The sequence below is a fragment of the Amycolatopsis sp. H20-H5 genome, assembly GCF_035828755.1.
GTDB lineage: Bacteria > Actinomycetota > Actinomycetes > Mycobacteriales > Pseudonocardiaceae > Amycolatopsis.
The window spans coordinates 60,935-84,490 of the sequence record NZ_JAYMZS010000028.1 but is presented as its reverse complement, the minus strand read 5'-3'; the positions used below and the strand labels follow the sequence as shown (position 1 = coordinate 84,490).

Below are 23,556 nucleotides of genomic sequence, written 5' to 3'. Positions count from 1 at the left end.
CCTTCTTTGACCACGTACTTGGCGTAAGCACCTAAGAACGTAGCGGGAAGGAGCCCTTCCTCATGATCAGGGCCGGAAAACCCGCAGGTCACAGACCAGTCCACCTCACTCCAGCCGAACTACACCCAATGCTGTTCAACGCGGGTAGATGAATTCGCCGTCGCGGACACCTGAGACGAACGTAACCCACTCCGCCGATGTGAACAGAAGACGCGGGCCGTGTTCGTCTTGCCGCACCACCGCAAACGTTGTCGCATCGCGGTACACCACTAATGCGAACTCTAAATGACCGCGGACGCCAAACCAGGTTGCTCCAGGCAGGTGCGTGTTCCACTCAGCTCGAATGGGTGCCTTATCAGTCTGGGCATCGTCTACCGCATCGAGCGCATCGTGACTCATCACCGATGCGATGAAGTCCTGCCACACCTCGGGCGATACGGTGAGTTGAGGTCCGCCTGGGTCTTTTGAGTCCCGCACCTCAACGCCGTCCCGAAAGCAAACCTCGACGCATTTCGCGTCTATTCCACTGCTGCGACTGCTTTTGAACCATTCGTCTCGTCGTGGCATCTGATCTAAGCCTCTGCAAGTTTCTGAACTATGAACTGCTTGCTGTCTTCGGGGGTGAGCGATAGCTCCGTGAGGATGCGAAACACTCTCATCATCGCCGAGGTGTCCGATTCCTCCGTGTAGAACGACAAGGAACCGTAGCCATCTGAAGCGATTCCCACAGGTGGAACAAGATCACCAAAGTCCAGCACGGTTATTCCATTGCTGGCCGGATTGTTGCTGACACTCAAGGGAAGTACTTGGATTGTCGCTCTTTCACCGTATGCGACCGAGAGAAGATGCCTGAGCTGGCGCTTCATGACGGTGCTATCGCCGACGACTGAGATGAGAGCCGCTTCGCCAATGATGAAGTGGAAGTGCTTAGGCTTCTTCGGGTTCCACGTGTTTTCTTGGTACTGCAATCGGAACTCGGCGCGTTCCTCGTTGGCGACCTCTCTCTCATCCGGCTTCCACCATGCAGCGCCGGCCGTGCTTACCAGTGCACGCACGTAGTCGGCGATCTGCAATAAGCCCGGCACGACGTTTATTTCGTATTCGTAGATTTACTTTGCATTGGCTTCTAAATCAGCAAATCTCTGGAAGGAGTTCGGCAGCGAGGAAGCGTCCTTTTGTCGTTTTGCTCGCTGCCGCGCCGCCGATCCCAGGGCGAGAGCTGTTTGCCGTTCGTGACTTTCGGCTCCGTACAGATCGAGAAGTGCCTCGATCTTGTCCAGGGTCAACGTCGCGGACCCCTGCTCCACGCGACTAACACGACTGTCGTCGTGGCCAATGTGACGGCCGGCGTGCAGTTGAGAAACCCCGGCTTGTTCTCTAAGTCGTTGCAGCAGTAAACCCAGCTGCCAACGCTCAACAGTGAGACGCGTGGCCATTGACTCTCTCCCCAAGTTCATTCCACAAATGCAAACTGTCAACCCCACGCCGAAACATCACCTTGTCAGGTGAGTGACAAAGAAGCAGACTTGCCACTAATCTAATTCCTGGAAGCAAGCTTGCTACTAAACGTTTTTGTAGAACGCAATTACGTTCACCCGCCGAATTTTAGTGTGCGCAGCATCGCATGCGAACAGGGGTAGACGCTACCCAAAATACGCGCCCGAGCTGCGCAAATGACGAATTTAAGACCGGAGTGAAAGTAGTTGTTTCGACACTGTTGGCAACGAAAGAAGGTATCGACATGGACGAACAGCTCTCGAGCACGACCAATCTCACCATCTACGACTCGACCCCCATCTCAGGCAAGGTAGCTCCTGGAGATGAGTGGGCGACGCTCTCGTTAGGAGTGAGCGGCTTATTTGCCCACTCCAACTCGGAACTGATCTTCGCCCGTGACGCCCTCGAAAAATTCCTCACAGAAGGCAAGATTCTTCTCGACATTCTCGACCGGCCAGACCCCGACGATGAACCCGCCATCAGTACCACCGGAAAAAACACGTTTCCCGCCGCGCACAACGAAAGACTAGGACAACCCCATGAGGATCAAACTGGAAACCTCCGCCGATTTCTATCACGCCAGATGGCATCACGTCATCTCTCGCGACGGCAGCGGAGACGTTGAACTACGCCTGCACCTGCAAGGTGAAGCAGGGGAAACCCTCGGATCCCTCTACCTCGACGACACTGGAATCGATGACCTGGCAAACCTCATCACTGAGATACGGAACATCAAACAGGCTCGACAACGACAAGGAGAGCCCCGTAATGAAACGACCGGCAGAGACAAACGGTGATCGGTGCGACCGACGGCTCATGATCGGTCGCGCTGAAGCGGCAAGCTGAACCCCGCACGCGTCTTCTCCCGCATCCCCGTAGTCCGGCACCGTGACTAGGTGTCGGTGACGGTCGCAACCTTCCGCCGCCCACATGTCCTGGCCCGACGAGATTTCACCGTTCCCGCTGGCACACCACGCGGTGACGCCACGTCGGGCCGTCCCCGGCCGAGGGAGCCGCGCTGTCTCACGGTGAGCTCTGCCCGCTCAACCGACCAGCCCGCTTCGAGCGGCGGAGCTGGTGGGCGGGTATCGACCACCGTGCAGGTGTGCGCGCCCCTCGGCCCCTCCTCGGACGGAAGGCGAACACGGGTGAACGGAGGCGGGCTACTGCTGTGCGCCGGGCTCGTCCTCGCCCCGCCCCTGGCGTGGGTCGTCGGGATCATCGTCTACAACCATCACCGCTGTGCCCGGAACGCAGCCGGTCGCCCCCGCGTCGCCGACATCACCGCACGCCTGGCCGCGGAAACCCGCGCCGCCGACCAGGGCGGGGAGCCAGCCAGCGAGATCGGGCAGGACCCGTCGACGCTGCCCGCGGGCTGGCACTGGCCCACCCGCGACCGAGACGCCTGACCGCCACTCGTAGTCACTTATCTGCACAGTTAGAGACATCCCGTCACGCGCTGTGTCGATCGCGCCGTGTGTCGACCTGCAGGAACTACGTTTAGTAGTCAATCCTTGGGAAAGTCCTCTTCTTTGACCTGCGGTTTCTCGATTCCTCTCATCAGAGTGTGACTGATCCGCTACGGTGATAGGCGCGACCGAACAGTCCTCCCTATCGGGTCCGATCGGCCGCGCAGATCAGCACCGCAGGCAGAGTGAGGGACCAGAGGGGATCACGAGCGACGTGACGCACGCGTATGGCCAGGTCAACCCGTGGTTGACAGACGTCGGCTTCACCATCGCCGGAGACTCACCCCCAGCGCCTCCCGGCTCACCCGGGTCTTTCGCAGCCAACATTTTCCCCACGCAAGGCTTCATCCTCGACCGCGGCGAAGCCGAAGCGATGGTCGAGAAAGTCGACAACATCATCCGAGACCTCGAGGACCTTCGAGGTCAAGCAGGGATCCTGAAAAAGGTGACACCCCCGGCAGAGGACCCAGCGAGTGTCGCGTACAACGCAGGTCTGGTCAGCACGGATTCAGGGGCGATGTATGCGTTTGACTGCGGTGCGGACCACATCGAAGTCGAAATCCAGTATCTTACCGAATTGAGTAACCGCCTCAATGCGGCACTGGGTAGGACAGTGACTCAGAACCATGAGGCAGCTGTCGATATTTCAAAAGCCGGACAGGGTTCGGTAGAAACAGGAGCCGCAGGATGACGCGCCGCACCAGTGTTGTACTGATCCTCGCCGCCGTAGCGTTGGGAAGCGTCGCGTGCGCGGGATCGCCCAGCCCCACCCCGAGTAGCAGCTCGTCGCCGGCCAGTGAAGCCACGCAGCCCAGCACAACGGCCTTGCCATACGCAGGCGCTCCCAAGGTCACGAGCCCGCTTCCCGCTTCTGTTCTAAGCGGTGACCCCTGCGCTAGTGCGCTCACGCCGCAACAAATCACTCAAGCCGTAGGTCCTGATCCCGAACTCCGACCGGGCACAATCCCTGGCATCGGACCGAAATGCTCATGGAGTAACACAAAAACAAACGGACAAGTCCTAGTCGCTTACGATTCCGAATCCCACACCGGCCTAAGTGGTGTATACCAAAACACGCAACCCAAATCCGGGGTATGGAAAGTGCTACCCGCAATCCAAGGATACCCCGCTGTGGCATACGCAGGCGAAAAAGGCACAGTCCCCAAGGATTACTGTCATGTCGCCATTGGTCTAGCCGATGACCTCTCAGTAGACGTGTACCTCACACTCGGCCGCACCAAGGTCGGTGTCAGTGACCCGTGCGAAGTGGTCCCCGGCATCGCTGAACTGGTCTTGACCACGTTGCGGGCGAAAGCGGGTGCGTGATGGGGCTTTTTGACGACCTCGGTCATGCGGTCAAGTCAGCCGCCAAAGCAGCGGGCAAAGCACTCGGCAAAGCCGGGGATGCGGTCGTTGACGCCGGGAAAGACGCCCTGGGATGGGTCCGCGACACCTTCGGTGGCGGCGGCGCACAGGCCATGCCGATCGACCAAGCTGTCCTCGCGATGCTCAACGGCAAAGGCTCCAATGGGTGGCGTGAAGGCGCACAAGCTGCAGACGAGCTTGCGAATGCCCACGACCAACTCCACACCAAAGTCACCGACGTCATCTCCACCCTGCAGAACGCGTGGACCGGCCCCAGCTCCGAAGTCGCCCTCGCCCGCATGTCGCCGCTGCTCTCGGTCTCCCAGAAAGCGGCCGGGACCTACCGCGGCAACGGTGGCGAAGTCGTGGGGGTGGCTGAGCACTACGACTACACCCAACGGCAACTCGTCCCGATGCAGAACCCGCCCCCGGAAAAAGGGTTTTTCGACAAGGCGAGCCCGTGGAACACCGACACCGAGAAACAGATCAACGCCTGGAACGCGACCGCGAAAGAAAACCTCGAAAAATACAACGCCTACGCCGACATGGCCAACAACAGCATCTCCAAGCTCGACGTTGATCACGGCCAGTTGGGTGCCTACAACGGCGGCGACGCCTCCCTCGCGCCCTCACCCGTTTCGCCCCCGCCACCCGGTAAAGGCCGCGATCAGCAGTTCGGCCGACAAGACACCTCCGGGCAGGACCACAACACCTCGACCATCACCCCGCCTGGGGTCACCCCGCCGCCGAGCACGGTGCAGCCGGGGGGACACGACACCAGCGGCACCGGTGGATTCCCGCAACACAACACCCCCGGCGGTCTCGGCGACAACACCAGGGCAGCGGCATACGTGCCGCCCGGCTCGACCCCAGGGAATTTCCCGCCTGGCAGCAACTTCTTTCCAGGGGGCATCACCCCTGGCGCGGGTCCCGGCTCCGGGAGCAACCCGACGCCCTACGTCGGTGGTGTCGGCTATCTCGACGGTCCCGGTGCGGGCAAGGGAGTAGACGGTGCCGGTCGAAGCGGCGGCGGGCTGCCTGGCGGAAAACAGACCGGTGTCCGCGGACCTATCGAGGAACCCGGCTTGCGCGGCGGCCCCGGTGCGAGCGGACGTGCGGGCAGCCGTCTGACCGGTGGACCGGGCGGGATGGCACCCGGTGCGCGTAAGGGCGAGAGCGAAGAAGACGCCGAACACCGCCGTAAATACGGGCTCGATGACGACAGTCTTTTCACTGACGAGGAACGCACGATTGATCCGGTGACCGGATTCCCGGTGGCACCGCCAACTATCGGCGCGTAACAGGAACAAACCCCCGCGTCAACGGGGGTTTGTTTTTACCACTTCATCTTCCGAACCTTCGCCAGAACGGTCGATATGCACATCATACCCATGCCATTGTCGCAACGCGGCCTCGTCACGAAACCGCGACCGCCGTGGCAGTGATCGAACACCCCATCGTGCTGCCCAAACTCGCGTTCGTCACCGCCTGGGGCATGCTCGACCTGGCCGACCCGCACCCCGTCATCGGCACCAACATCACCTACTGGATGACCGACGACGCCCGCCGGTCGCTCGACACCCGCACCATGGAACTACTCACCACACTCAAACTCGCCCGCAACGGCCGCCTCAACTCGTTGTGGACCACCACACTCCAGACCATTGACGGCGCGCACAGCGAGTACTACTGCTGGAACGAGTTTCGCGACGGCACCACCTACGGCATCCTGATCGCTGTGCGCGGCACCGACGACGCTGTGCGTGTTGTGGTCGACCGCGACACCGTGCTCCTTGAGCCGATACCCACTAAATGGCCGGCCACGAGCCTGCTCGACGCCCTCCCGGACGTTCCCCCGGCCAGCGTCCGATCCGTCAGCGTCCCGCGGAACCTGGTTGAGAATCCGAACGCCGCGCCCGCCAACCCTCTGGCCGAGCCCGTCGACACTCGCGACGTCGACTACCTCACGGGTGTGCTCGCCGCGCCGCGTGACGCCGTGCACCAGCTCTACACCGCCACCCGCGACGAGGACGGCGACCGGGTGCGCAGCATGCCCCTCACCGCGATTGACCTCACCAACCAAGGCCGCATCCTGACCTACCGCACTGGCGACGACCACATCGTCCTTGAATCAGGCACACCTCGTGAATGCGTCGCCACCCTCAACGACACCCACAGCGGACTCACCTGACACTTCGCCGAATGACCCGCCAGACACCACCGTCCCCACCACAGCAGGTCCGCCCGCGGCGTGGTGACGACACAGCGGCCCACCTCGCCGGCCCCGCGCACCCCAGCGGCTGGGACGGCACACCCATCGACCACGACGGGCTGCTGTGGAAACCCGAACCCGGCACCACCGTCACCTTCGCGCAATTCCTCCAGGCCCGCGCCACCGTCTGCGAGATCGTCACCGACACCTGGAACCCGTGGCAACGTGCCGAACGCGAGGACGAGCTGCGCGCCGCGAACCTCGTGTTCGAGCAGTGGCACCGCGCTGAACCAGGTTTCCGCATGTGGACCGCCGACGACCTCCCCGCCCTGAGGGAAGAAACCCGCACCCGCCTCGACCAGGAACACCGCCGCGACGAACAGAACCGACTCGCACGCATCCCCAGCTACGATCCCGAGCGGCATCAGACCCGGCTCGCGCTGCTCGAACAGCAGTCCCGGCTCCGTTCGGTGATCAGCCACCTCGACGGTCTCCGCGACCGATCCTGGACACCCCTGATGGATCCGGCTCAGCGCGCCGACGAGATCACCCGCTGCCAGACCCGCCTCGCCGAGCTTGACGAACGGGTCGATCAGCTGGCACAGACGGTCGGTGATCCCGAAACCGTCATCGACAGCCACGGCCGCCTCCCCAGCGACCACCGCGAGCTCAACCTCGACGGTTTCCGCCACTGGCGACACCAGGGCATCACCCGGCTTCGTGACCTCATCACCGGTCTGCGCATCCGGCACGACGCCAGCACCGACCGGGCCCAGCGCTCCGAGCTACGCGGCACGATCGCCTACGAACAACAAGAGCTCACCGCGCTGGAAGCCATCAGCGAACCCGACGTCGCCGACATGTGCTCGGAATGCGAGAAACCCTCCAGCTGGCACGAGGGCCCTTACACACTCGTGCTCCCCACCGGCCCCTGCCACCAGTGGCCCGAAGAAGCCGAACACCGGCGGGAGACCCGCGAATGGCTCAAAGAGTTCCGTAAAAGGCCCGCTGCCCCGAAGCAGCCCAAGCCCCAGCCGATCGCGGTCATCCCCTCCGGGCTGCCCCTCGACCAGATCCTGACCCGGCTCGCCGAGCTCCACACCGCCCACCCCGACGCGATCGTGCGCCGCGGCAACGCCAACAAGTGGGAACTATGGCCACCCGCGTCCCCGACCAACCCGCCGCCTCCCGCGGCTGCGTCGACGTGACACCCGCTCCGAACATCAGGTTGACATTCCCGCCCACCGACGGGAGCACCAGCCGCGTCCCTGTGGAGTGGGTGGATTGTCGCGAGAATCCACCCGCATGATGTTCTGACGGCGGCCCACCGCCGCTGAGCCGGGCTGACGACTGTCTCACTCGAGATGCTTTCTCGCCTCACGCCGCATGGCAGCGACAGCGACCCGCAGGTCCTTGAGCGACGAATCCGCGTCGAGCGTCCGCATCGCGCTGCGGTATCGAGCGAACGCGGCAGGATTGTCGCGGCCACCAGATCCGCGGAGTTCCTCCCATAAGGCGGCGTGGTCTTCCATGGCCTCGGCGGCTCGGTTGGCGGCGTCAGCGGTCCGGCGTGTCATGGCCTTTACCTGGTCGGCCTCCACGACGGTCATGTCCGACGTCACCTCGCTCGCGTTCCCCAACAACCCGATAGTACGAGCTCGCCGCCGCGTATCCGTGCCGAATTCACGAACGTCGACACCAATTCTTCCTCACTTGGGCGGTCCTTGTCCTTCGTCATACACTCCATGATCGGCGGTCAGGCCCGGCGATTCACGCATCACCCCAACACATCACCCTGACGACGCAAACGCGGCGACCAACCTCACAACCCGTGTCGGCGACAATCAACGATTGCGATCCCGATGGCCACCGAGCATTCCAGACAAGCGGCACGGCGACTGGCCCGCGACAGCCACCGGGTACATCACGTCCCTCCTCGCCGTACTTGGCGAGACACCTTCCGCCGCCTCGCCGGTCAGCAGACACACCCACCGAGCACTGGCTGGATCGATGATTGGTCATGGGAGCGGCCGGAGTGGCGGGAACGCTCCGCCGTTCTCGACGGGGAGACCGTATTCGCGGTCGACTACACCCTCTGCCCAGGGTGCCGGCGAGGTTGGGTCGAGCTGCCTTACACCCCACCACACTTCCAGCGCTGCGGCCTCGCCCGTGCGGCCCTGGCTCAGCTTCGGGTTGAGCATCCCGCCCTGGTCTGGCACACCCTCGGCGACCATGGCATGGCACCGCAATTCTGGTTAGCCGTGGCACACGGCGTACCCGGAGGCTACAAGCCCCGTCGCCCGTGCCCCTCAGGCCCGCATCGCCCGGGACCAGGCACACCCGCGTGACATTCGAGCACCGCTCAACGCCGGACCTGCCAGCACCTTCCGCGGCCTGACCGTTCTCACCCGAGATCTCCGCGGCCGTCGACGAGCCGCTGTCACCCCGTTGACTTGCATACTGCGTCCGCTGCGCGGCCGATGACGACCTCCAGCCGCAGACGGCCGCAGGACTCAACCCGCCCGTGTGGGCGTTTTTCTGACACACGGTGGGGGCTTCGCAGCATGCCTCACCGCGCCGGGCTGTCAAGCCGCAACCGGGAAACTTTACGGCCGACCTGAACCGACACCCGTCCACAAACTTTCCCGGCTCCCACACGGCTTGACACCCCGCCTCGGTGACGCCCGAAAGAGCAGCCCCACCGCGAGGGCAGAAAAACGTGGGTAGAGAAGGAAAGGGACAACAGCCATGACGAATTTTTGGGACGACGCCGAGATCATCGACCGCTACAGCCGCGCCGACGCGCTCACCGAGGGAACCCTAGTCGAGGCCGACCCCGAACTCCTGCGCGACGCGGGCATCCGCTACCCCCTCGCCTACACCACCGCCGTTTTCCACGACTGCATCGAATGGTCCGGCCGCGACAACCGCAAAAACGTGTACCAGGACCAACAAGGCCGCGAATGGGACGTGCTGACCAGGGCCGCTGACGCGATGCGCCGAGCACGCCACCTACCCGAGCGCACCGTGCCATTCACCGTCCTACGGATTCCACGCCTCAGCCGCGCCACCACACCCGGGCCCGTGACCCTCTACGTCAACGTCGGCCCCGGCGACGACGGCGCGCCCGTGCTCACCGTCATGGACGACCCCGCCGAGCTCTAAAAACCCCGACAAGCACGAGGGATTCCTGCCGGGAGACGCCCGGCGGGGGTCCCCGACCATCCCGCACAACTAAGGAGCACCGCCATGCCTGAGAACACCACCCCAGCCGTCACGATCGAGCTGGACGAGCGCCACGGCACCGCGAGGATCACCACCGAAACCAACCCTGTCACCGGTCGCACCCTCTACCGTGTCACCGCGCCCCGCGTGAGCGGCACCATCACCGTCTACCCGGTCGTGGACACCAGTGACCCCACCTCGCACCTGGAAGTAGGTTACGACTTCGGGAACACCCTCCAAGAAGCTCACCACGATACGTGGAGACCGTGCCCCGAACCGGCCACCATCAACGGGGTCGAGATGGTCGGCGCCAACAGAAAGACAACCATCGACGCCATCGAGAACGGAACAATTTACGCGCATGGTCTCCGATCACGCGGACCATACGACACCACCTGGATCTCCGACGTCGCGGGAGACCGCCTCAACTCCGTGGTTCGCGCGGTCCTGCGCCACTGGATCACCGAAGCAGACATCGACCAGCTGACCGCCGCCGCCGCCCGCGTCGACGCGGCCACACGCGTACGGGAAGCCGAACGGCTAACGGCACTGCTTGACGCGGACATCGCCCGGCTCACCACCCAACGCGACCAAGCCCAAGCGACAGCCGAGAACTACCGGCGGATAGCCACCGGCGACTAGAAAACCGTTGGAGGCGAGAGGGCACCACCCGCGAACCCCTCGCCTCCCACACCGCGCTCTCACCACCCGCGCGCGGACAGGACGACGCCGGCATCGAGCCAGGCCCCGTCCAGACGAGGGGCGCACCCCCTCGCGCACCCCGTACCCGCTCACCTCGCCGCGCCCGCGCCACCACTCGACGATCTCGAGACACACACCACAACCGATCAGCAGATACCCGGCCAGCGCGGCACTCATGGCCGCCAACGCTAGGCCCGCGCTGAGTCGCTGATCGAAGCTAGGCTCCTGCGAGAGCGCGATGGACGACCGACACGGGCGGCCACCTCGGAGATCTCATCCCCGAAATAGGCGCTGCGAGTGCCCGACACCGAATATCCCGCCGCAGCCGCGAGATCCTTAAGCTGGTATGGCCGGGGACTGACGAACTCCCGACCGTAGGCCACCAATAGCCGCAACCTCTGCTCAGCCTCGCGCATCTGCACACGTGCACGCCCGATCTCACTCAACAACGGGTCGTAACAGCCGTCGGCCTTCTCCTCAGCCACTCGCATCGACTCCTCGAACACGCGCCGCTGAACCTCGACGTCTTGACGCCCGGTATTCGCGGCCTCACCCCCGTCATCACCACGCCGACCCGGCATCGGGTGCACAACATCGACCACATCGTCAATCATGTCTCGCTTCGCCATGACATTCATCATGCGCCTCGTATTGCGAATATCGCAATACGATTCACTCCAAAGAATGTGGCGCGATGAAGACTCGCGAAATGCGGCACTTTCGCGTCAGAAGACAACCGCCTCGTGAAACTGCTGCGCGACGCCGAACACCCCGCCACCACCTGCGCACCCGAACGCGCCGCCGAACTCACCGCGATCTACGACGCCGAGTACGCCGCCGCCCGCACGTAACCGCACCGGTCCCCACCGCCCCAACCCAACCCGACAGAAAACACCTTCACCTCAGGGTCGTCACCGCGAACCTTCGAACAACTCCAGCAACAGTCTGGCCTTCCTTCCCCAGCAACTCGTCGAACGTGATCACGTCGATATCCGGCATGCTGTTTCGCAGCAGCTCGAAACTACGCACCCGGTCGATATCGTCCTCACGGGACAGATTCCCGATGATCAGCAGCAACTTCGGCGTGAAAACCTGGTACTCCGGCGGTTTGTCCCCCTGCGACGACGCGTACGACTGACGCAGGGTGTAGTGGTCCTGCAAAACCTGCTGGACCGCGCCAGCCAACTCGTTGCTCGGCGCGTACGCGTTGTTGCGATACGGCTTGTGCGCCGTCAACGGTGTGGCCGGGGTCTTCATCTCCACGATCAACGCGTTGTCGGTGACCTGGTTACGCAGCACGAAGTCCGCGTTGTTCCCGCCGGTGTTGTGAATCGATTTCCCACCCAGGTAGGCCTCCCGCTTCACCACGACCAGCGGATACGAGAAGATCTGACCGATCGCCCACACGTTGCGCTCGATGATCTCCTGCCCTCGCCTCTCATCCGAGCTGTCCAACTCCACGCTGGCTTCCGCGATGAAGCCACGCAACCGAGCCAACCCGGCGGCGATCACGATCTACGAGAAGATCTCCGGCTCCGCGTCCTGCAACGCGTCGGCCAGCTGGTCGCAATCCTGCCGGGACATCCAGTCCAAGACACGCTTGACCTGCTTGTTCTGACCGATCGCTGAGATCGAGTCCAAAATCTCGGCGAGGTCGGTGCCTGCGTCGACCGACAGCAGCCGCTTGGTTCCGTACTCGAACCCGTCCTCGCGCATCAACTCGTACAACGCACCCACACAGTTGTGCAGTTGCAGCAGCTCCGCGGTGGTCAGTTCAAGGCGGACGCTCTCCCCAGCGGGCAGGGTCCGCAGGTCGAACGGCTTATCCCGCTCCCACTGATCAGCTGTGTTCTTCGACAAGTACAGCAGCTCTCCACGCACCGCGGCCGCCGGGTTCTGACCGTTGTTCACCAGCACCGGGGTGAACACCAGCCTTTTCCGAGACCCGTCCCGCAAGATCACCGGGGTGACCTCCGCGGTCCGGTCACTCGTGCTCGTGATCTCTACATGCAGCGGCTTGCTCACACGCGCCCTCTTCCTACGACCGGTGACAGTACGTCGCGGGAACATGCCTGGACGTTTCACCCGCGGGCCCGGCCGCACCCGAATTGATGACCTCCCCAGAAGGAAAGTCACCCGGCAGGTCACCCCTCCGTCACCCCAGGGTGGCTCGACCTCGACCCACCTGACCCGCCGCGCGGCTGGTGCCAGGTGACCTGACGCGGCGTCGTCACACCTGGGTCGCCGCGCCACGCAGCCGAGCCTCCCGCAGACTCACGGTGTACACCTGCTGTTTCACCACGACATTCCCGCCGCTGGTCAACCCCGGAAACACCAAGAACCGGACCGGAGCATCCGGGATCGAGGTCTTCCACGGTTCCTGCCGCTCACCATCCACGATCTCACCAGCACGCGCGCCGAAATCGACACGCATGTTGTCGACGCGTCGCAATTTGTCCCGCAGCACATACGCGCGCTCCACCAACTGCGCAAGCTCGCGATGCTCACCCCGGGCATCGATCCCCAGACGCGAGCGCACCTGCGAGTCGACATCGCGTGTCTCGTCGAACACGGCCTCGGCGACACTCGCCATCAGATACGCGATCTGCTCGCCGCGCTGGTCCAGGCCCAGGGATCGCCGGTGCGCTCGGGCGAACTTCTCCACCGTCTCGTTCATCTCACGAAACAGGTCCACAACTTGCGACCGCGCTGCGACATCCCGTGTACTTGTTGCCGCGGGCCCCGCAGACTTGAAGGTATCGGTGAACGGCGAGCCCGCACCGGCTGCCACCGGGCTACCGCTCGACCACGCTGGCTGTGGTTGCGGCTGCGGGATCGCCGGTTCCAGGAAGTCGGGATTCTTGTGGCGTCGTCTCAGCGGTCCACGCCATCGCGCGAGTGAACGCTCAAAATGGGTTTTCATCACAGGGCCTCCTTCTCTGTCGACGAGATCAACGCGTGCTGAATTGAAGATCAATCTGCTGCTCTTCCCCGTTACCGTCGAGAACGGCACGGACGTGCAATTCCGTTTCACCGAAAGTGAAATAGAGCCTCATGCCCCGTTTACTCAGATCGAGGTGCATCACATCGGCGAGGTCGATCGTCATCTGACAGCTACCGAACTCCTCGCACCCTTCGTTATCGGTATAGCGCGGCTTGCGTTCTTTGGTCCGATAGAAATCGAACGCGACATACCTGTCGTCGCTTTCCACTGGCCTGAATGGCTTAGACACCACATGCGCCACCGGGACGATATCGCCCGCGTTGATGAACACGCTGAAACGCTTGTCACACAGTTCGCCGCCACGGCGAGGTCGATACAGCGACTCGATGGGGTCTTTGCCATGCTCGAACAGCGCCGAGACGGCCACGCCGTACGTGTACTGCGAACGGCGCGCCCGCACCTTGGGGTTGTAGGCGAACCGCACAGCACCCTCCACCACATCCACCCGAGGCTGCGGCGTCACCGCGACCAACGCGCGTCCACGCAGATGCTGCGCGATGCGGTGCCGAAGGTAAGCGGACTCGGCGAACCCACCAGCCAGCAACACCAAGTGCGGTTTCCCCGCGGCGCTGGTCAACGCGGTCATGTCCTCGAGTTTGCGGTCCACCAGGGCGAGGATGTCGGGGATCACCGCTTCGAACGCGGACCGGGCTTCCTCCACGGAGATCCAGATGCTCTCGTCGTCCCCGTCCTGGGCGGCGCTGAGCCGATCCAGCACCTCCTCGCTCAGATGCTTGGCGAGGCTGACCTTCAAACTCAAGAAGATGGTGTCATCGGTGTCGTGGCTGACGTTGCGTTTCTTCAGCTCCCACTCCTCGACCAGCTCCTCCAGCGCGTGCGGAGCGATCTCCCGCAACCGCTGGTACTCGTCAGCCCCACCCAGGCGCTGAACGAGCACGAGATCGGTCAACGCCCGGTTGACATACAACGAGCCCTGCGCGATCCCTTCCCGGTCGATCTCGGTGAGATACCCGTCCCCGTCAGTGGTGTAACAGGTGATATCGATCGTGCCGCCGCCGCAATCGACCACCATGAACCGAGAGTTCTTCTCCAAAGTTCCCCGCTGTCCGGTGTCAGCGTCGATGACGTAGGCAATCCCCGACGCCTGCGCGTTGTGCGCCACCGCGTCCGGCTCCAACGCCAGCAACAGCCGGCCCTCTTCCCGCGGAAACCCAGCCTCGTAAGCGGCCTGACGCACCAAATGCTTCTCGTGATCGCCCCACATCGCGGGCACCGTCACACACCAACGGATCTCATCCTCGCCCAGATCCGGGATATGGACACGCAGCTCAGCCAGCGCGGTGCGATAGACGTAGGACAGGAACGCCGCGATCAGCTTCTCCGCGTGAGGCTCATTGTCGGCCAACCCGATCTCCGAGGACCTCGACCGCTCGGCGTCAGACCTGGGCAGCAACGCCATTTTGAACCCGTGCACCAGCCGCACCCCGCTACCGGGCCGGCCAGCCCGACACCGCGCCGCCTGCGCGAACGCCTGGTGACCCCACGCCAGAACCTCACCCTTCTCATTGACCAACAGCGCGGTCGGCGTCTTCACATCCACCCCGGGACGGCCACCCGGCCACCCCTCGAACAACACGATGCGGCCCGGCCGCTCCGCGCTCGGACTCCAATACGCCCACCCGAACGATGTTCCGTGCGTACCCAAATCGATGCCGCCCACGACCCGACAGACCGCCATGTTTCCTCATTTCGCTCACGTGTCGAACAAATGAGCGAATCTAGCAAGCCGTGATCGACCGTATCCATGGGGTGACACTCTGACGGGTTCGTCGCCCGATGCCATCACCTTTACCTGCATATATGCCGCACTTCACACGCACATCGAACTACTGTTCGACACTTTGGCGAAGCTCCGCTGAGATGAACGCGCCAGTTCGGGCCCGATGTCGCTGCCGCAGCCGTGGCGCACGGGCCGCGCTACCCAGCCAGGTGGGGTCGACATCGAGCCAGTCCACCCAGGCAAGGGGAAGTACTCCTCCCGTCCCCTCGCCGCTCGTGCACACCCGCCCCGGGACGCCCGCGCCACCATGCGACATCCTCAGGCTTTTCGTGATTTGAATTTTAGTTATCACTGGAGTAGTCGCTTGCTATCTCGCGCACGTCAGGGTCGATATGTTCGTAAGCTTTAGTGCACAATTGTTTGAGTGCGTCATAGAGGCCCAAGTGGTCCAGTAGGCCAGCCATGCGTCGATACGCCAGTTCATCATCTTCTTTATCTAAAAGCTTCCACACTGCCGGGGGGACAGTTTCTTGAGCCTCACCAAAAGGCAGCCTTCCTAGGAGTTCACGTGCGTTAAGTGTCTCAGTGTCAGCAAGCGACACTTCAAGAATGCTATCTAGCAATTCTTTGATAAATCTCACGCTAAGGAAACGCAGTACATCGATTGCGTCTTGCCTTTGTTCGACATGAGAGAGCGCAATCCTGGCTGCCTCAACGGTGGGCTCTAGATTTACCCTCAGTGCGGGAAGTGCCCGATCGAGCGCGGCAGCACTCGACGTGGCAACGACCCACGGTTCCCATTCTTCGGACGCCTCGGCAGTCACAGCGGGCATCCTGCCGAAGGATTATTTTTCCTTTTTTGGATCGGGCTTTTTCCCAACGTAATCCCACTCCGTCTGCTTATCTTCTGAATATTGAACAAGGAAGCTGACTAGCTCTCGAAACTTTGACAGCTTCATTTCCCTGGTTGGGTATAGAGTTCTATGCCCGTATGGCTGCCTGCCTCCGACATCTTCGCCGTCGGCCTGGATAGCAACGCCGTCTGGCATTTTGGTGTTAGCTCGCAGTAAGTGATAGTGACCCTTCAGGTCGACCGCAAAGCGCGGATCGATAAAAGTTGACATGCCACGAACTCTGTCGGTAGGCGATTTAGGGGCAGGGTCACATCCGACGATATCGTCTTCTGATTCAACTCCAAAATCTCGATCAGCTCGCGGGCCGGAAACCTTAGTTTTGTTCCCAAAGGCGTACAAATCTTCTTTGGTGAATTTATTGTAAGCCTCCTTTACGGTTGCCGAATTCTTATCGGTAGGGGATCTTTTTGGGTGGTCGAATTCGCTACCCTTAACCGGTTTCTGCGATTTGCGCAGCCTGCTTCCTGGGGTTCTTTCCGTGCTCCGAGGGTTTTGACGCGATTCGGACCTGCCATTCGCCGCCTGGCTGATTTGCTCACTATTCGGGTCACCACTGCTACTGTTCCCATGTCGCAGATCGAGGGCCGCTACAGCATCCAACACCCCACGCACTTCCCGGGCGAAATCAGCCGCGCCGGGACCATCCGCCGCGACCGACTGTTTCAGCAGACGGTCCACATCGTCGGTCTGACCGGCGGCGGCCCTCTCCAGAAACTCGTGCACCTGCTCGGCGCTGTCAGCGTGAGTGAGCAAACGCTCCAGCAGCAGCCCATCACCATCCGCGAGCGCTAACAGCTTCTCAACCTGCGCTCTACCTGTGACGCCAGGTAGAGCACCCAGCGTTTCCACGATCTTGCGTTCGATAAAGTCTTTCGCGATCGTTCTGGTGGTCTCTAACGACATGATCGCGTTCGTCAAAAACATCGCGGCTTGCGACAGGCAACTGGCTGCTTCCTCTGCGGCGGCCGCCGCGGCGGCACCCTCCGGATTACATCGCGCTTGCTGCGCTGCCGCCTGCGCCGCACTCGCGGCCTGGAGGCACACTCTGCGGTGGTGTTGAAGCTCGTCGATGTGGCCGAGCAGGTCCTCACGTTCCTGCTCGACCACATCATGGAGATCCGACAGGTCCGACACAGCGGCCAGCTACAGCGACGCCGCGAACTTGGCCGCAGCCGTAGCGGCCGCCTGTAACGCCTGGATCGCGGCGTCAACCTGCCGATCAGCCGCGGTCAGGGTCTGGATCATGTTTTTGTCCGCCCCCTGGGCCGTGCCCCCGATCAACCCTTCAATCCTGCCCGCCGACTCTTTGAACTTCGACTTGAACACTCCCAACGCCGCCGCTGTGGACTGGGCGTCCCGCGCGACCGAATCCACCTGCCCCTTGAGTTGGCCCAAATCCGACATGCTCGTCACTCCTCACTCAGCGAAACAGCAAGGCCGCGATCAACACCGCGACCAGCACGAGAACGATCAAACCAGCTGCCACCAGAACTCGACGGCGCTGCCGCTGCCGCGCAGCCAGCACGGTGACATACTCGAGATAGAGCGCCCTCTCATGCGCGTCGACCGCCCGTTGAAGCTCCATCACAGCACGTGCCTGCGCGCCCACGATCCCGTTGAACTCATCATCGCTAACCCCTCTAGCGGGCGCAACGCGCGGCGTGACCGGCAACGCGTTCTGCCGGCCCACTTTCGCTAGCCAAGTCCGCGCGGAAGCATATTGGCCACGCACACCAGCAACCGTCACCGGAATCCGAGCGCCCTGGGCTCGGTGAACGTAGATCGCGTCCCGCATCCGGGTCTCGCGATCGCGCCTCACCTGCTTTAGCGCACGGTTTCCTCCAGCGCCCACACCGGAGAACTCCGCCAACGCCGCGAGATACTCGTTATAGGTGCTCACCGCTGGTCCCACTCAGTGCGTAGCAACACGGCATGGCTGATGTGATCCAACGGAGCGATCGGCACGATCGCCACCGGCTGCGCCAACTGCGTGCGGTCGAACAACAAGCCCCGATTGTCTTGCGGCGACCACGCCACCGAATGCCCCATCAGATCGGTGACATCACGTTGCTCCACCCTCAACGCCAAGATCGTGTCGATGCCGGTGGCGGCGTCGTACCCCAAATGCGACTTGAACATCCCGACACTGGACCACCACCCCAGCACGTGCGTGCGCCGCGCCGGCCCGTCACGCAACACGCTGCGCAGATCATCGACCGGTTTGGCGAACATCTCATCCGGATTCTCCAACGTGCCCGCCCGATCCACCGCGACCGCGAGCACGTAATGCGCTGTCGTCGAGTCGACAACACGACTGGTCAAGTCCTTCGCGATCTGCCGCAACGCGGCGGTCGCGTCGGCGACCGAATGCACCACGGGGGTGAAACCCAAGTGCTGCAAGACATCGACCAGGTACGGCATGCCGTTCTGCTTGGATTCAGCCTCACCGAGGTAGTTCAATATCGTGAACTGGGCATCCCCACGCGGGTGTTGCAACGCCAACGATATCGCCGCCGTGTGCAGCGCGCCCACCGCCAAATCCGGTTCGATCGCCCTGGACGCGCCGTATGGGACCGCCCGCTTGCCCGCCCCCACGACTGCGAGATGCCGGCCCGGTGTCGCCGGCAACGCGGCCCCCACCGGCCAGCGGGCCACCGCGATCGGTGTCCCGACCAGCGCCGTCGGGGACGCCTGGTCGACCCGGGCGCGGGCACGCAGCTCGATCAGGTTCGGGATGACCGACAGCAGCGTCACGGACTCACCGCCGTTGAACACAGCCGGTGGCTCCGCCGTAGGTTCGCGGCGACTCCACCACCCGTGGCGCAACCGCTCCATCTCCGCCGGATCCGCGGCGGCGATGATCGCTCGCCGGTTGCCTTCCGGTTGACCGAAGTCGACGTTCACGACCGCTTCGCCGCGAAACCGCAGCCGCGCGGCTTCACTGTTGTGCGGATCAAGCACCGCCCGCGACTCGCTCGCCGAGTTCTTCAACGCCACCCGGATCGGGAACTGCGAAAATATGCCGTCTTGCTTGGCCATCAACGAGGTGATCCCGGAGATGGTCTGCGACGCCAGAACGAGGTGGATTCCGTACGCGCGGCCACGACGTGCTAGCCGCTCAAGAAGCTGGACCGCTCTGGCGGTGGTCGCGTCATCTTCCTCGAACAACACATGGAACTCATCGATAATCGCCACGACGCGAGGCATCGTGGCGTCGGGGACCTTCCGCCGGTACGCGGCGATGTTATCGCCGTACGGTTTGATGATCCGCGCTCGACGAGCGAACTCGTCATACAGGTGCTCCAGAACCGCGACACCGTACTGGCGGTCACTTTCTAGTCCGATCACCTTCGCGTGAGGCAACCAATCCGGCGACATCTCCGACGGGGCCAGCGGATAGAAGGTCACACCGTCCTTGAAATCCAGCAGCTACAGCTCCAGCTCGCTGGGGCTGTAGCGGGAGGCGAAACTGTGGATCAACACCATGAGCAGATTCGACTTGCCCTGTCCCACCGCGCCCGTGATCAGCATATTGTGTCGTTGCTCGCGCTCGTCGCCCAGCGTCACGGTCATGACCTTGTGCCCGGACAGGCCGATCGCGGCGCTGATCCCGTCGCCCGAACGCGCGGTCCACGCTTCCAATGGCGGCTGGATCTGCGTGAACGCGATCATCGGGGCTGAACACCGGCGGGCTGCGGCCGCTACCAGGTCCGCTGTGGCCTGCAACGATCCGCTGCTGGGTCGGTCCACGCGAATGGTCAGTCCGTTGACCGCGGACCACACCCAATCGGTCCCATCGAACATCAGACTGTTCTCGACGTTCCTCAGCGCCGCCATCGCCGACTTGTTGTGCGCCAGCTCCGCCCCATGATGAATAACAAAACTCACGCCGCGAGCGGGGCCGACCCTCAACAAATGCTCCAGCATCTGCGCGGCGTGCTCACTGACCCCGCGGGGATAGTCTAACAGCACGACCAGCTGGTACGCCTCGATCGGCTGCCCGGTGGACTGCCGCAGCTCGCCCAGCGACCCTTCTTGGCCATGTCCGAGATCACCCACGCGCCGAACGTCGTCGGTGAGAGTGCGCAAGAGTTCCTCGAGGTCTTCCCCATGCGCGCCAGGGCGAGGAAACAGCGCCTCGTCCACCTCCCGCAATGCAGAGAACAGCGACAGGTAGCTGCGCAACGCGGGATCGAAAACACGCAGCATCAACTGCCCCGGCCCGCTCGCGCAGAGCGCTCGGGCGACCAAAGCCTGCACGAGGTTGGCCATCTCCGAGTTCCACCCCGACGCCTTCACCACGATGTTCGCCCGGTTGAGCAGGGGGATCATGACGGGGAGAGCGTCGGTATGTGACGCGTCGAACTTGAACTGGCCCAAGTCGGCCGCGCCTACCCGCACATACTGCGCGACCGCTAAGGCGTCCTCCTCGACAGGCAGGGGTGCCGACTCCGGCCACGGAACCGCTCGCGCGCCCCTGCCCAGGTCCGCCACCACACCATGCAGGTGCCGAAGACGCTGATCCACGGCCACCCCGACACGCATGTGCACGATCGCGGTATCGCGCGCGAATTGCGCCTCGACGTCAGCGACACGGGCCGCTCGACCACGATCACTGAGGTCCTCAGCCAGGACCCCCAGCGCGTCAGCGGTAGTCGCGGCAACGCGTTGCGCGGCGGCGTCGAGGTGGCTCAACGATTCGGCAACGGACATTTCCGGTCGGCCTGACTGCCGAGAGTGCGTGTTCACCGGGCACACCCCGGCGCTGGGGATCGCGCTGTCGTGATTGTTGCGTTCACCATGGAGCTAGCAACCACCACACGGCATCAGCCGAGGTGAACGGTGGTCTTCGATCACCAAGGTGCCCCCGATCGCTCACTCCGCTGACTGATGATGATAACCGGCAGCACACGACCGACGCCAGGGTGAGATCCTCCGAGCCGGACCGTTCCCGGCGTCCGTACCCTCGGTAGCTAACCAAAGCCAACGACCCGTGCCGACGTGACAAGCTGGGGACCCCTCCTACCGACGAATGACCCGCGAGCAGCCAAGCTGACTCAACGTCACCGAACGCCATCCACCAGCGCTCAGTCCGTCGAGCCTACGACGCCGAGTCGTCTTCGCCGACCAGTGCGGGTGCCGGGCGATAACGTTGCCGCATGTCGCCGGCCACCCACCAGCGGCTCACGCAGTAAGCCGAGCCGCGCGGCACAACCTCCGCACCGCGCTGGACCTCATCGCGATCCACTCCGAGAAACCAGTCCGAGGCCCACAACCACGATCCTCGCTCAACCCGTTCACCGTGCTCGCCGCCGTCGGCAGCTGGGAACGGTTCATCACCGACCTCACCACCGCCCCGCCGACACCGACTGGCGCGGTCCAGGGCGGACACAGGACCGTCGGTCACCACTGGCCTGATGTGATCGACGCGCACATGACCCAGCACGGGCTGCTGACCGCTCCACTCACACCCCGCCGGGAAGCAGCGTTCCCCACAAGCGGGCGGAAAGGCATAACCCCCTCAGCGTGGCGCACCACCCTCGGCGACTCACCCGCCGAGGACCGCGCCGAACTGCTCGCCTAGTTCACCGCCGCCCGCCGAGCCCGCAACGCGGCCGCGCACTACGCCCTGGCCGAGAACGCCGCGGTGGCCGCACGCGGAGGCCGACCATGACGGCTGGTACCCGTGGCAATCCGACGCGGGCGAACCCAGCCTGCAAGCCGGGATCGCCCGCGGGATCACCGCGGTCTTCCTCCAACTCATCGACTGCACCATCACGCTCGTCACCAGCGAGCACCAGTTCGACACCGACCAACACCGGCTGCCGGAAGACTGGTTCCGAGACCAGTGCCGAAGCGACCGCTACAACGGCGTGCGACTGTGGGCCGGAGCGACCCTGCACCGCGTCGAGGTGTGACCTGGCAGCAGTCTGCGAAACGCGACTATCGGGCAGCGGTTGTTGTTATGTGGCAGGCGATGCGATAGTGACGAGGGTGTTGATACCGGCTTGGCTCACCACGTCGAGGGCGACCTGTCGAACTTGCTCAAGGAAGCTGGCATCGGTGCCACCAGGCTGAATGGCGGATTCAACCGGAATGAAGTGCTGGATCGGCCGACTACTGTAGAAAGTACTACCGTAACCATCGGTGATGGTGATCATGATTTCCTTGAACCCGGCGCTTTCCACGCCGATATAGAGCTCGTAATCGACAGCGTTGAAAACCTGAGCGGCCGTCTTCACGAGCGCGAGCAGATCAGCCACGAACCACTCGACCCGTCGGGAATTGACGACGTTGCCAGCGGCGTCCTCGCCGCGGACGGTCGGCATCCCACCCATCGCGGCCGCGAGCGACACCGAACCATCGAAATGGACGCTTGCCCAGGTTTCCTTCCACTTCTGGCTGTCACTGTCACTGGCCGGAGCCGACACCCACCGTCGCAAGCCCGGTCTGGGATTGTCAGCCACCGAGGCGAGCGGGTGGGACAGCTGAGAATCGGCGAGAACAAGCCCTAACGTGGACGCGTCCACGATGATCCTGCGCGCGTCGTGTTGCTCCATAGGTGAGACACCGGATGGAACGATCCGCGGTCGGGCCACGCCCACGAGCCACACCCGATCCTCCAGACGCAGCCCACGCTTGAGGTCGTCGTAGTCCCGCTCCAGTCTTTGACCAGCGTTACGGCGGTCATCCAACCGTCTGCGATAGAGACCCTCAAGTTGCCGCTCCCGCATCCACACCGTGTCGGCGTCGTTGCGGATCGGAGCTCCGAAGTACTCGCCGCGGTAGACGAGGTGCGGGACATCGACACTGGCCGGAACCGCCACGGCCAGCGCCCGTGTGCCGTGGCCGAGCCGGTAGAACCCGAGACCGAACACCGGCGGGTGAATCCCGCTGATCGCGACCGAGCGATACGTACGCTCGTACGCCTCGCTCACCTCGCCGACGTCGGTACGGTCCGTTGCGCGTTTTTGGTCTTCTGCGACGCCGTAGACGATCATGCCGCCGCCGCTGTTGGCCATCGCGGCCACGTCTTTAGGCATGTCGCTTCCGGACAGGCTCTTGGCCTCGGGTAACGGCTTCTTCCAATCGAGGTCGTCTGTCTCGGCGATGCCAGCGGTAATCGCCTCGTTGACCATCTCGTCCGTCAGCGCGCCTGGTTGCAGGCCAAGCGCCCGGTGCAGCGGAGTGAACAGCATGGCGGCACAGTACCCGCGCCGGAGACCTCCAGCTGCCCGCGAACCATCCCATAGCCAGCGTGTCGAGCATCAGTCGAACCACAACAGGCCCGCCGAGGCGTGTCGTGTTCAGAGTTTCTTTCCTTGTTCAAGGCGCGGCCCCTGCGGGGCCGCGCTGCCGGGACGGGCACCCGGAGCATGCGGCCTGGCGGCCGGTCCCCGGGACCCACCCGGCAGCACCCCCATGCC

The 23,556-nt window shown here is 63.3% G+C and carries 27 protein-coding genes; 10 read left to right on the top strand and 17 right to left on the bottom strand.

All coding sequences use genetic code 11. From position 1 onward, the window contains the following. Positions 1–135: 135 nt before the first annotated feature. Genes QMK34_RS18070 through QMK34_RS18060 form a run of 3 tightly spaced genes read right to left on the bottom strand, consistent with a single transcriptional unit; the run spans position 136 to position 1,436 of the window. Positions 136–567 (bottom strand): DUF397 domain-containing protein, encoded by a 432-nt coding sequence (locus QMK34_RS18070; protein WP_326415202.1) that lies wholly within the window; start codon positions 565–567, stop codon positions 136–138. Positions 568–572: 5 nt separating this feature from the next. Further along, positions 573–1,109, bottom strand: coding sequence for a DUF5753 domain-containing protein (locus tag QMK34_RS18065; protein ID WP_326415207.1), 537 nt, complete (start codon positions 1,107–1,109; stop codon positions 573–575). Next, positions 1,110–1,436, bottom strand: coding sequence for a helix-turn-helix domain-containing protein (locus tag QMK34_RS18060; protein ID WP_326415200.1), 327 nt, complete (start codon positions 1,434–1,436; stop codon positions 1,110–1,112). It abuts the gene before it with no gap. 305 nt (positions 1,437–1,741) lie between these two features. Between QMK34_RS18060 and QMK34_RS18055 the strand changes: the two genes are divergently transcribed. The 7 genes from QMK34_RS18055 to QMK34_RS18025 all read left to right on the top strand — a co-directional run bounded on the left by QMK34_RS18055 (position 1,742) and on the right by QMK34_RS18025 (position 7,751). After that, positions 1,742–2,122: a hypothetical protein gene (locus tag QMK34_RS18055; protein ID WP_326415199.1), complete on the top strand. Its 381-nt coding sequence runs from the start codon at positions 1,742–1,744 to the stop codon at positions 2,120–2,122. Between the two features lie 523 nt (positions 2,123–2,645). After that, on the top strand, positions 2,646–2,906 hold the full coding sequence (locus QMK34_RS18050) for a hypothetical protein (protein WP_326415198.1): 261 nt from the start codon (positions 2,646–2,648) through the stop codon (positions 2,904–2,906). A gap of 274 nt (positions 2,907–3,180) precedes the next feature. Further along, the gene (locus tag QMK34_RS18045; RefSeq protein ID WP_326415197.1) at positions 3,181–3,657 is read left to right on the top strand and encodes a hypothetical protein; all 477 of its coding nucleotides are present in this window, start codon (positions 3,181–3,183) and stop codon (positions 3,655–3,657) included. Continuing rightward, entirely contained in the window at positions 3,654–4,292 is a 639-nt protein-coding gene (locus tag QMK34_RS18040) for a DUF3558 domain-containing protein (RefSeq protein ID WP_326415196.1), read from the top strand. Before QMK34_RS18045 ends, QMK34_RS18040 begins: the two co-directional genes overlap by 4 nt. Then, a complete protein-coding gene (locus QMK34_RS18035) occupies positions 4,292–5,632 on the top strand; it encodes a WXG100 family type VII secretion target (protein WP_326415195.1) in 1,341 nt (446 codons plus the stop codon). The genes QMK34_RS18040 and QMK34_RS18035 overlap by 1 nt, the downstream gene beginning before the upstream one ends. 140 nt (positions 5,633–5,772) lie before the next feature. Next, entirely contained in the window at positions 5,773–6,522 is a 750-nt protein-coding gene (locus tag QMK34_RS18030; protein WP_326415194.1) for an ESX secretion-associated protein EspG, read from the top strand. Between the two features lie 11 nt (positions 6,523–6,533). Continuing rightward, on the top strand, positions 6,534–7,751 hold the full coding sequence (locus QMK34_RS18025) for a hypothetical protein (protein WP_326415193.1): 1,218 nt from the start codon (positions 6,534–6,536) through the stop codon (positions 7,749–7,751). A gap of 147 nt (positions 7,752–7,898) precedes the next feature. Here the strand turns inward: QMK34_RS18025 and QMK34_RS18020 are convergent, their stop codons facing one another. Further along, positions 7,899–8,153, bottom strand: coding sequence for a hypothetical protein (locus QMK34_RS18020; RefSeq protein ID WP_326415192.1), 255 nt, complete (start codon positions 8,151–8,153; stop codon positions 7,899–7,901). Positions 8,154–9,291: 1,138 nt separating this feature from the next. Here QMK34_RS18020 and QMK34_RS18015 point away from each other — a divergent pair. After that, positions 9,292–9,708, top strand: a complete 417-nt coding sequence (locus QMK34_RS18015) for a DUF6573 family protein (protein WP_326415191.1) — start codon at positions 9,292–9,294, stop codon at positions 9,706–9,708. Between the two features lie 84 nt (positions 9,709–9,792). After that, complete coding sequence (locus tag QMK34_RS18010; RefSeq protein ID WP_326415190.1) at positions 9,793–10,410, top strand: hypothetical protein; 618 nt, start codon at positions 9,793–9,795, stop codon at positions 10,408–10,410. 248 nt (positions 10,411–10,658) lie between these two features. Here the strand turns inward: QMK34_RS18010 and QMK34_RS18005 are convergent, their stop codons facing one another. The 11 genes from QMK34_RS18005 to QMK34_RS17955 form a co-directional block, all read right to left on the bottom strand. Continuing rightward, a complete protein-coding gene (locus tag QMK34_RS18005; protein ID WP_326415189.1) occupies positions 10,659–11,099 on the bottom strand; it encodes a hypothetical protein in 441 nt (146 codons plus the stop codon). 268 nt (positions 11,100–11,367) lie between these two features. Then, positions 11,368–11,982, bottom strand: coding sequence for a Shedu immune nuclease family protein (locus QMK34_RS18000; RefSeq protein ID WP_326415188.1), 615 nt, complete (start codon positions 11,980–11,982; stop codon positions 11,368–11,370). 3 nt (positions 11,983–11,985) lie between these two features. Then, positions 11,986–12,495, bottom strand: a complete 510-nt coding sequence (locus QMK34_RS17995) for a hypothetical protein (protein WP_326415187.1) — start codon at positions 12,493–12,495, stop codon at positions 11,986–11,988. A 205-nt stretch (positions 12,496–12,700) separates the two neighbouring features. After that, positions 12,701–13,396 (bottom strand): hypothetical protein, encoded by a 696-nt coding sequence (locus QMK34_RS17990; protein WP_326415186.1) that lies wholly within the window; start codon positions 13,394–13,396, stop codon positions 12,701–12,703. A 25-nt stretch (positions 13,397–13,421) separates the two neighbouring features. Next, positions 13,422–15,155, bottom strand: a complete 1,734-nt coding sequence (locus tag QMK34_RS17985) for a hypothetical protein (RefSeq protein WP_326415185.1) — start codon at positions 15,153–15,155, stop codon at positions 13,422–13,424. 401 nt (positions 15,156–15,556) lie between these two features. Further along, entirely contained in the window at positions 15,557–16,039 is a 483-nt protein-coding gene (locus QMK34_RS17980) for a hypothetical protein (RefSeq protein ID WP_326415184.1), read from the bottom strand. A 21-nt stretch (positions 16,040–16,060) separates the two neighbouring features. Further along, complete coding sequence (locus QMK34_RS17975) at positions 16,061–17,263, bottom strand: hypothetical protein (protein WP_326415183.1); 1,203 nt, start codon at positions 17,261–17,263, stop codon at positions 16,061–16,063. A 9-nt stretch (positions 17,264–17,272) separates the two neighbouring features. Next, the gene (locus QMK34_RS17970; protein ID WP_326415182.1) at positions 17,273–17,533 is read right to left on the bottom strand and encodes a hypothetical protein; all 261 of its coding nucleotides are present in this window, start codon (positions 17,531–17,533) and stop codon (positions 17,273–17,275) included. A 16-nt stretch (positions 17,534–17,549) separates the two neighbouring features. After that, positions 17,550–18,029 carry a hypothetical protein gene (locus QMK34_RS17965; protein ID WP_326415181.1) on the bottom strand — a complete coding sequence of 160 codons (480 nt, stop codon included), beginning with the start codon at positions 18,027–18,029 and terminating at the stop codon, positions 17,550–17,552. Continuing rightward, entirely contained in the window at positions 18,026–19,537 is a 1,512-nt protein-coding gene (locus QMK34_RS17960) for an FtsK/SpoIIIE domain-containing protein (RefSeq protein ID WP_326415180.1), read from the bottom strand. The genes QMK34_RS17965 and QMK34_RS17960 overlap by 4 nt, the downstream gene beginning before the upstream one ends. 21 nt (positions 19,538–19,558) lie before the next feature. Next, entirely contained in the window at positions 19,559–20,842 is a 1,284-nt protein-coding gene (locus QMK34_RS17955; protein WP_326415179.1) for an FtsK/SpoIIIE domain-containing protein, read from the bottom strand. Between the two features lie 439 nt (positions 20,843–21,281). On the opposite strand from QMK34_RS17955, the gene QMK34_RS17950 reads away from it, so the two are divergent. Beyond that, positions 21,282–21,713 (top strand): hypothetical protein, encoded by a 432-nt coding sequence (locus QMK34_RS17950; protein WP_326415178.1) that lies wholly within the window; start codon positions 21,282–21,284, stop codon positions 21,711–21,713. On the opposite strand, the gene QMK34_RS17945 is transcribed toward QMK34_RS17950, so the two are convergent. Beyond that, positions 21,678–21,893: a hypothetical protein gene (locus QMK34_RS17945; RefSeq protein ID WP_326415177.1), complete on the bottom strand. Its 216-nt coding sequence runs from the start codon at positions 21,891–21,893 to the stop codon at positions 21,678–21,680. The two genes, QMK34_RS17950 and QMK34_RS17945, sit on opposite strands and share 36 nt — an antisense overlap. A 199-nt stretch (positions 21,894–22,092) precedes the next feature. Continuing rightward, positions 22,093–23,328, bottom strand: coding sequence for an AlbA family DNA-binding domain-containing protein (locus QMK34_RS17940; RefSeq protein ID WP_326415175.1), 1,236 nt, complete (start codon positions 23,326–23,328; stop codon positions 22,093–22,095). Positions 23,329–23,556: the final 228 nt, after the last annotated feature.

Excerpts from the sequence above, each read along its gene's own strand:
- QMK34_RS17955 (WP_326415179.1), bottom strand. The coding sequence starts at position 20,842 with ATGTCCGTTGCCGAATCGTTGAGCCACCTCGACGCCGCCGCGCAACGC.
- QMK34_RS18035 (WP_326415195.1), top strand. The coding sequence starts at position 4,292 with ATGGGGCTTTTTGACGACCTCGGTCATGCGGTCAAGTCAGCCGCCAAA.
- QMK34_RS18055 (WP_326415199.1), top strand. The coding sequence starts at position 1,742 with ATGGACGAACAGCTCTCGAGCACGACCAATCTCACCATCTACGACTCG.
- QMK34_RS18005 (WP_326415189.1), bottom strand. The coding sequence starts at position 11,099 with ATGGCGAAGCGAGACATGATTGACGATGTGGTCGATGTTGTGCACCCG.
- QMK34_RS18015 (WP_326415191.1), top strand. The coding sequence starts at position 9,292 with ATGACGAATTTTTGGGACGACGCCGAGATCATCGACCGCTACAGCCGC.
- QMK34_RS18025 (WP_326415193.1), top strand. The coding sequence starts at position 6,534 with ATGACCCGCCAGACACCACCGTCCCCACCACAGCAGGTCCGCCCGCGG.
- QMK34_RS18040 (WP_326415196.1), top strand. The coding sequence starts at position 3,654 with ATGACGCGCCGCACCAGTGTTGTACTGATCCTCGCCGCCGTAGCGTTG.
- QMK34_RS18010 (WP_326415190.1), top strand. The coding sequence starts at position 9,793 with ATGCCTGAGAACACCACCCCAGCCGTCACGATCGAGCTGGACGAGCGC.
- QMK34_RS18070 (WP_326415202.1), bottom strand. The coding sequence starts at position 567 with ATGCCACGACGAGACGAATGGTTCAAAAGCAGTCGCAGCAGTGGAATA.
- QMK34_RS17940 (WP_326415175.1), bottom strand. The coding sequence starts at position 23,328 with ATGCTGTTCACTCCGCTGCACCGGGCGCTTGGCCTGCAACCAGGCGCG.
- QMK34_RS17945 (WP_326415177.1), bottom strand. The coding sequence starts at position 21,893 with ATGAGTTGGAGGAAGACCGCGGTGATCCCGCGGGCGATCCCGGCTTGC.
- QMK34_RS18060 (WP_326415200.1), bottom strand. The coding sequence starts at position 1,436 with ATGGCCACGCGTCTCACTGTTGAGCGTTGGCAGCTGGGTTTACTGCTG.
- QMK34_RS18020 (WP_326415192.1), bottom strand. The coding sequence starts at position 8,153 with ATGACCGTCGTGGAGGCCGACCAGGTAAAGGCCATGACACGCCGGACC.
- QMK34_RS17970 (WP_326415182.1), bottom strand. The coding sequence starts at position 17,533 with ATGTCGGATTTGGGCCAACTCAAGGGGCAGGTGGATTCGGTCGCGCGG.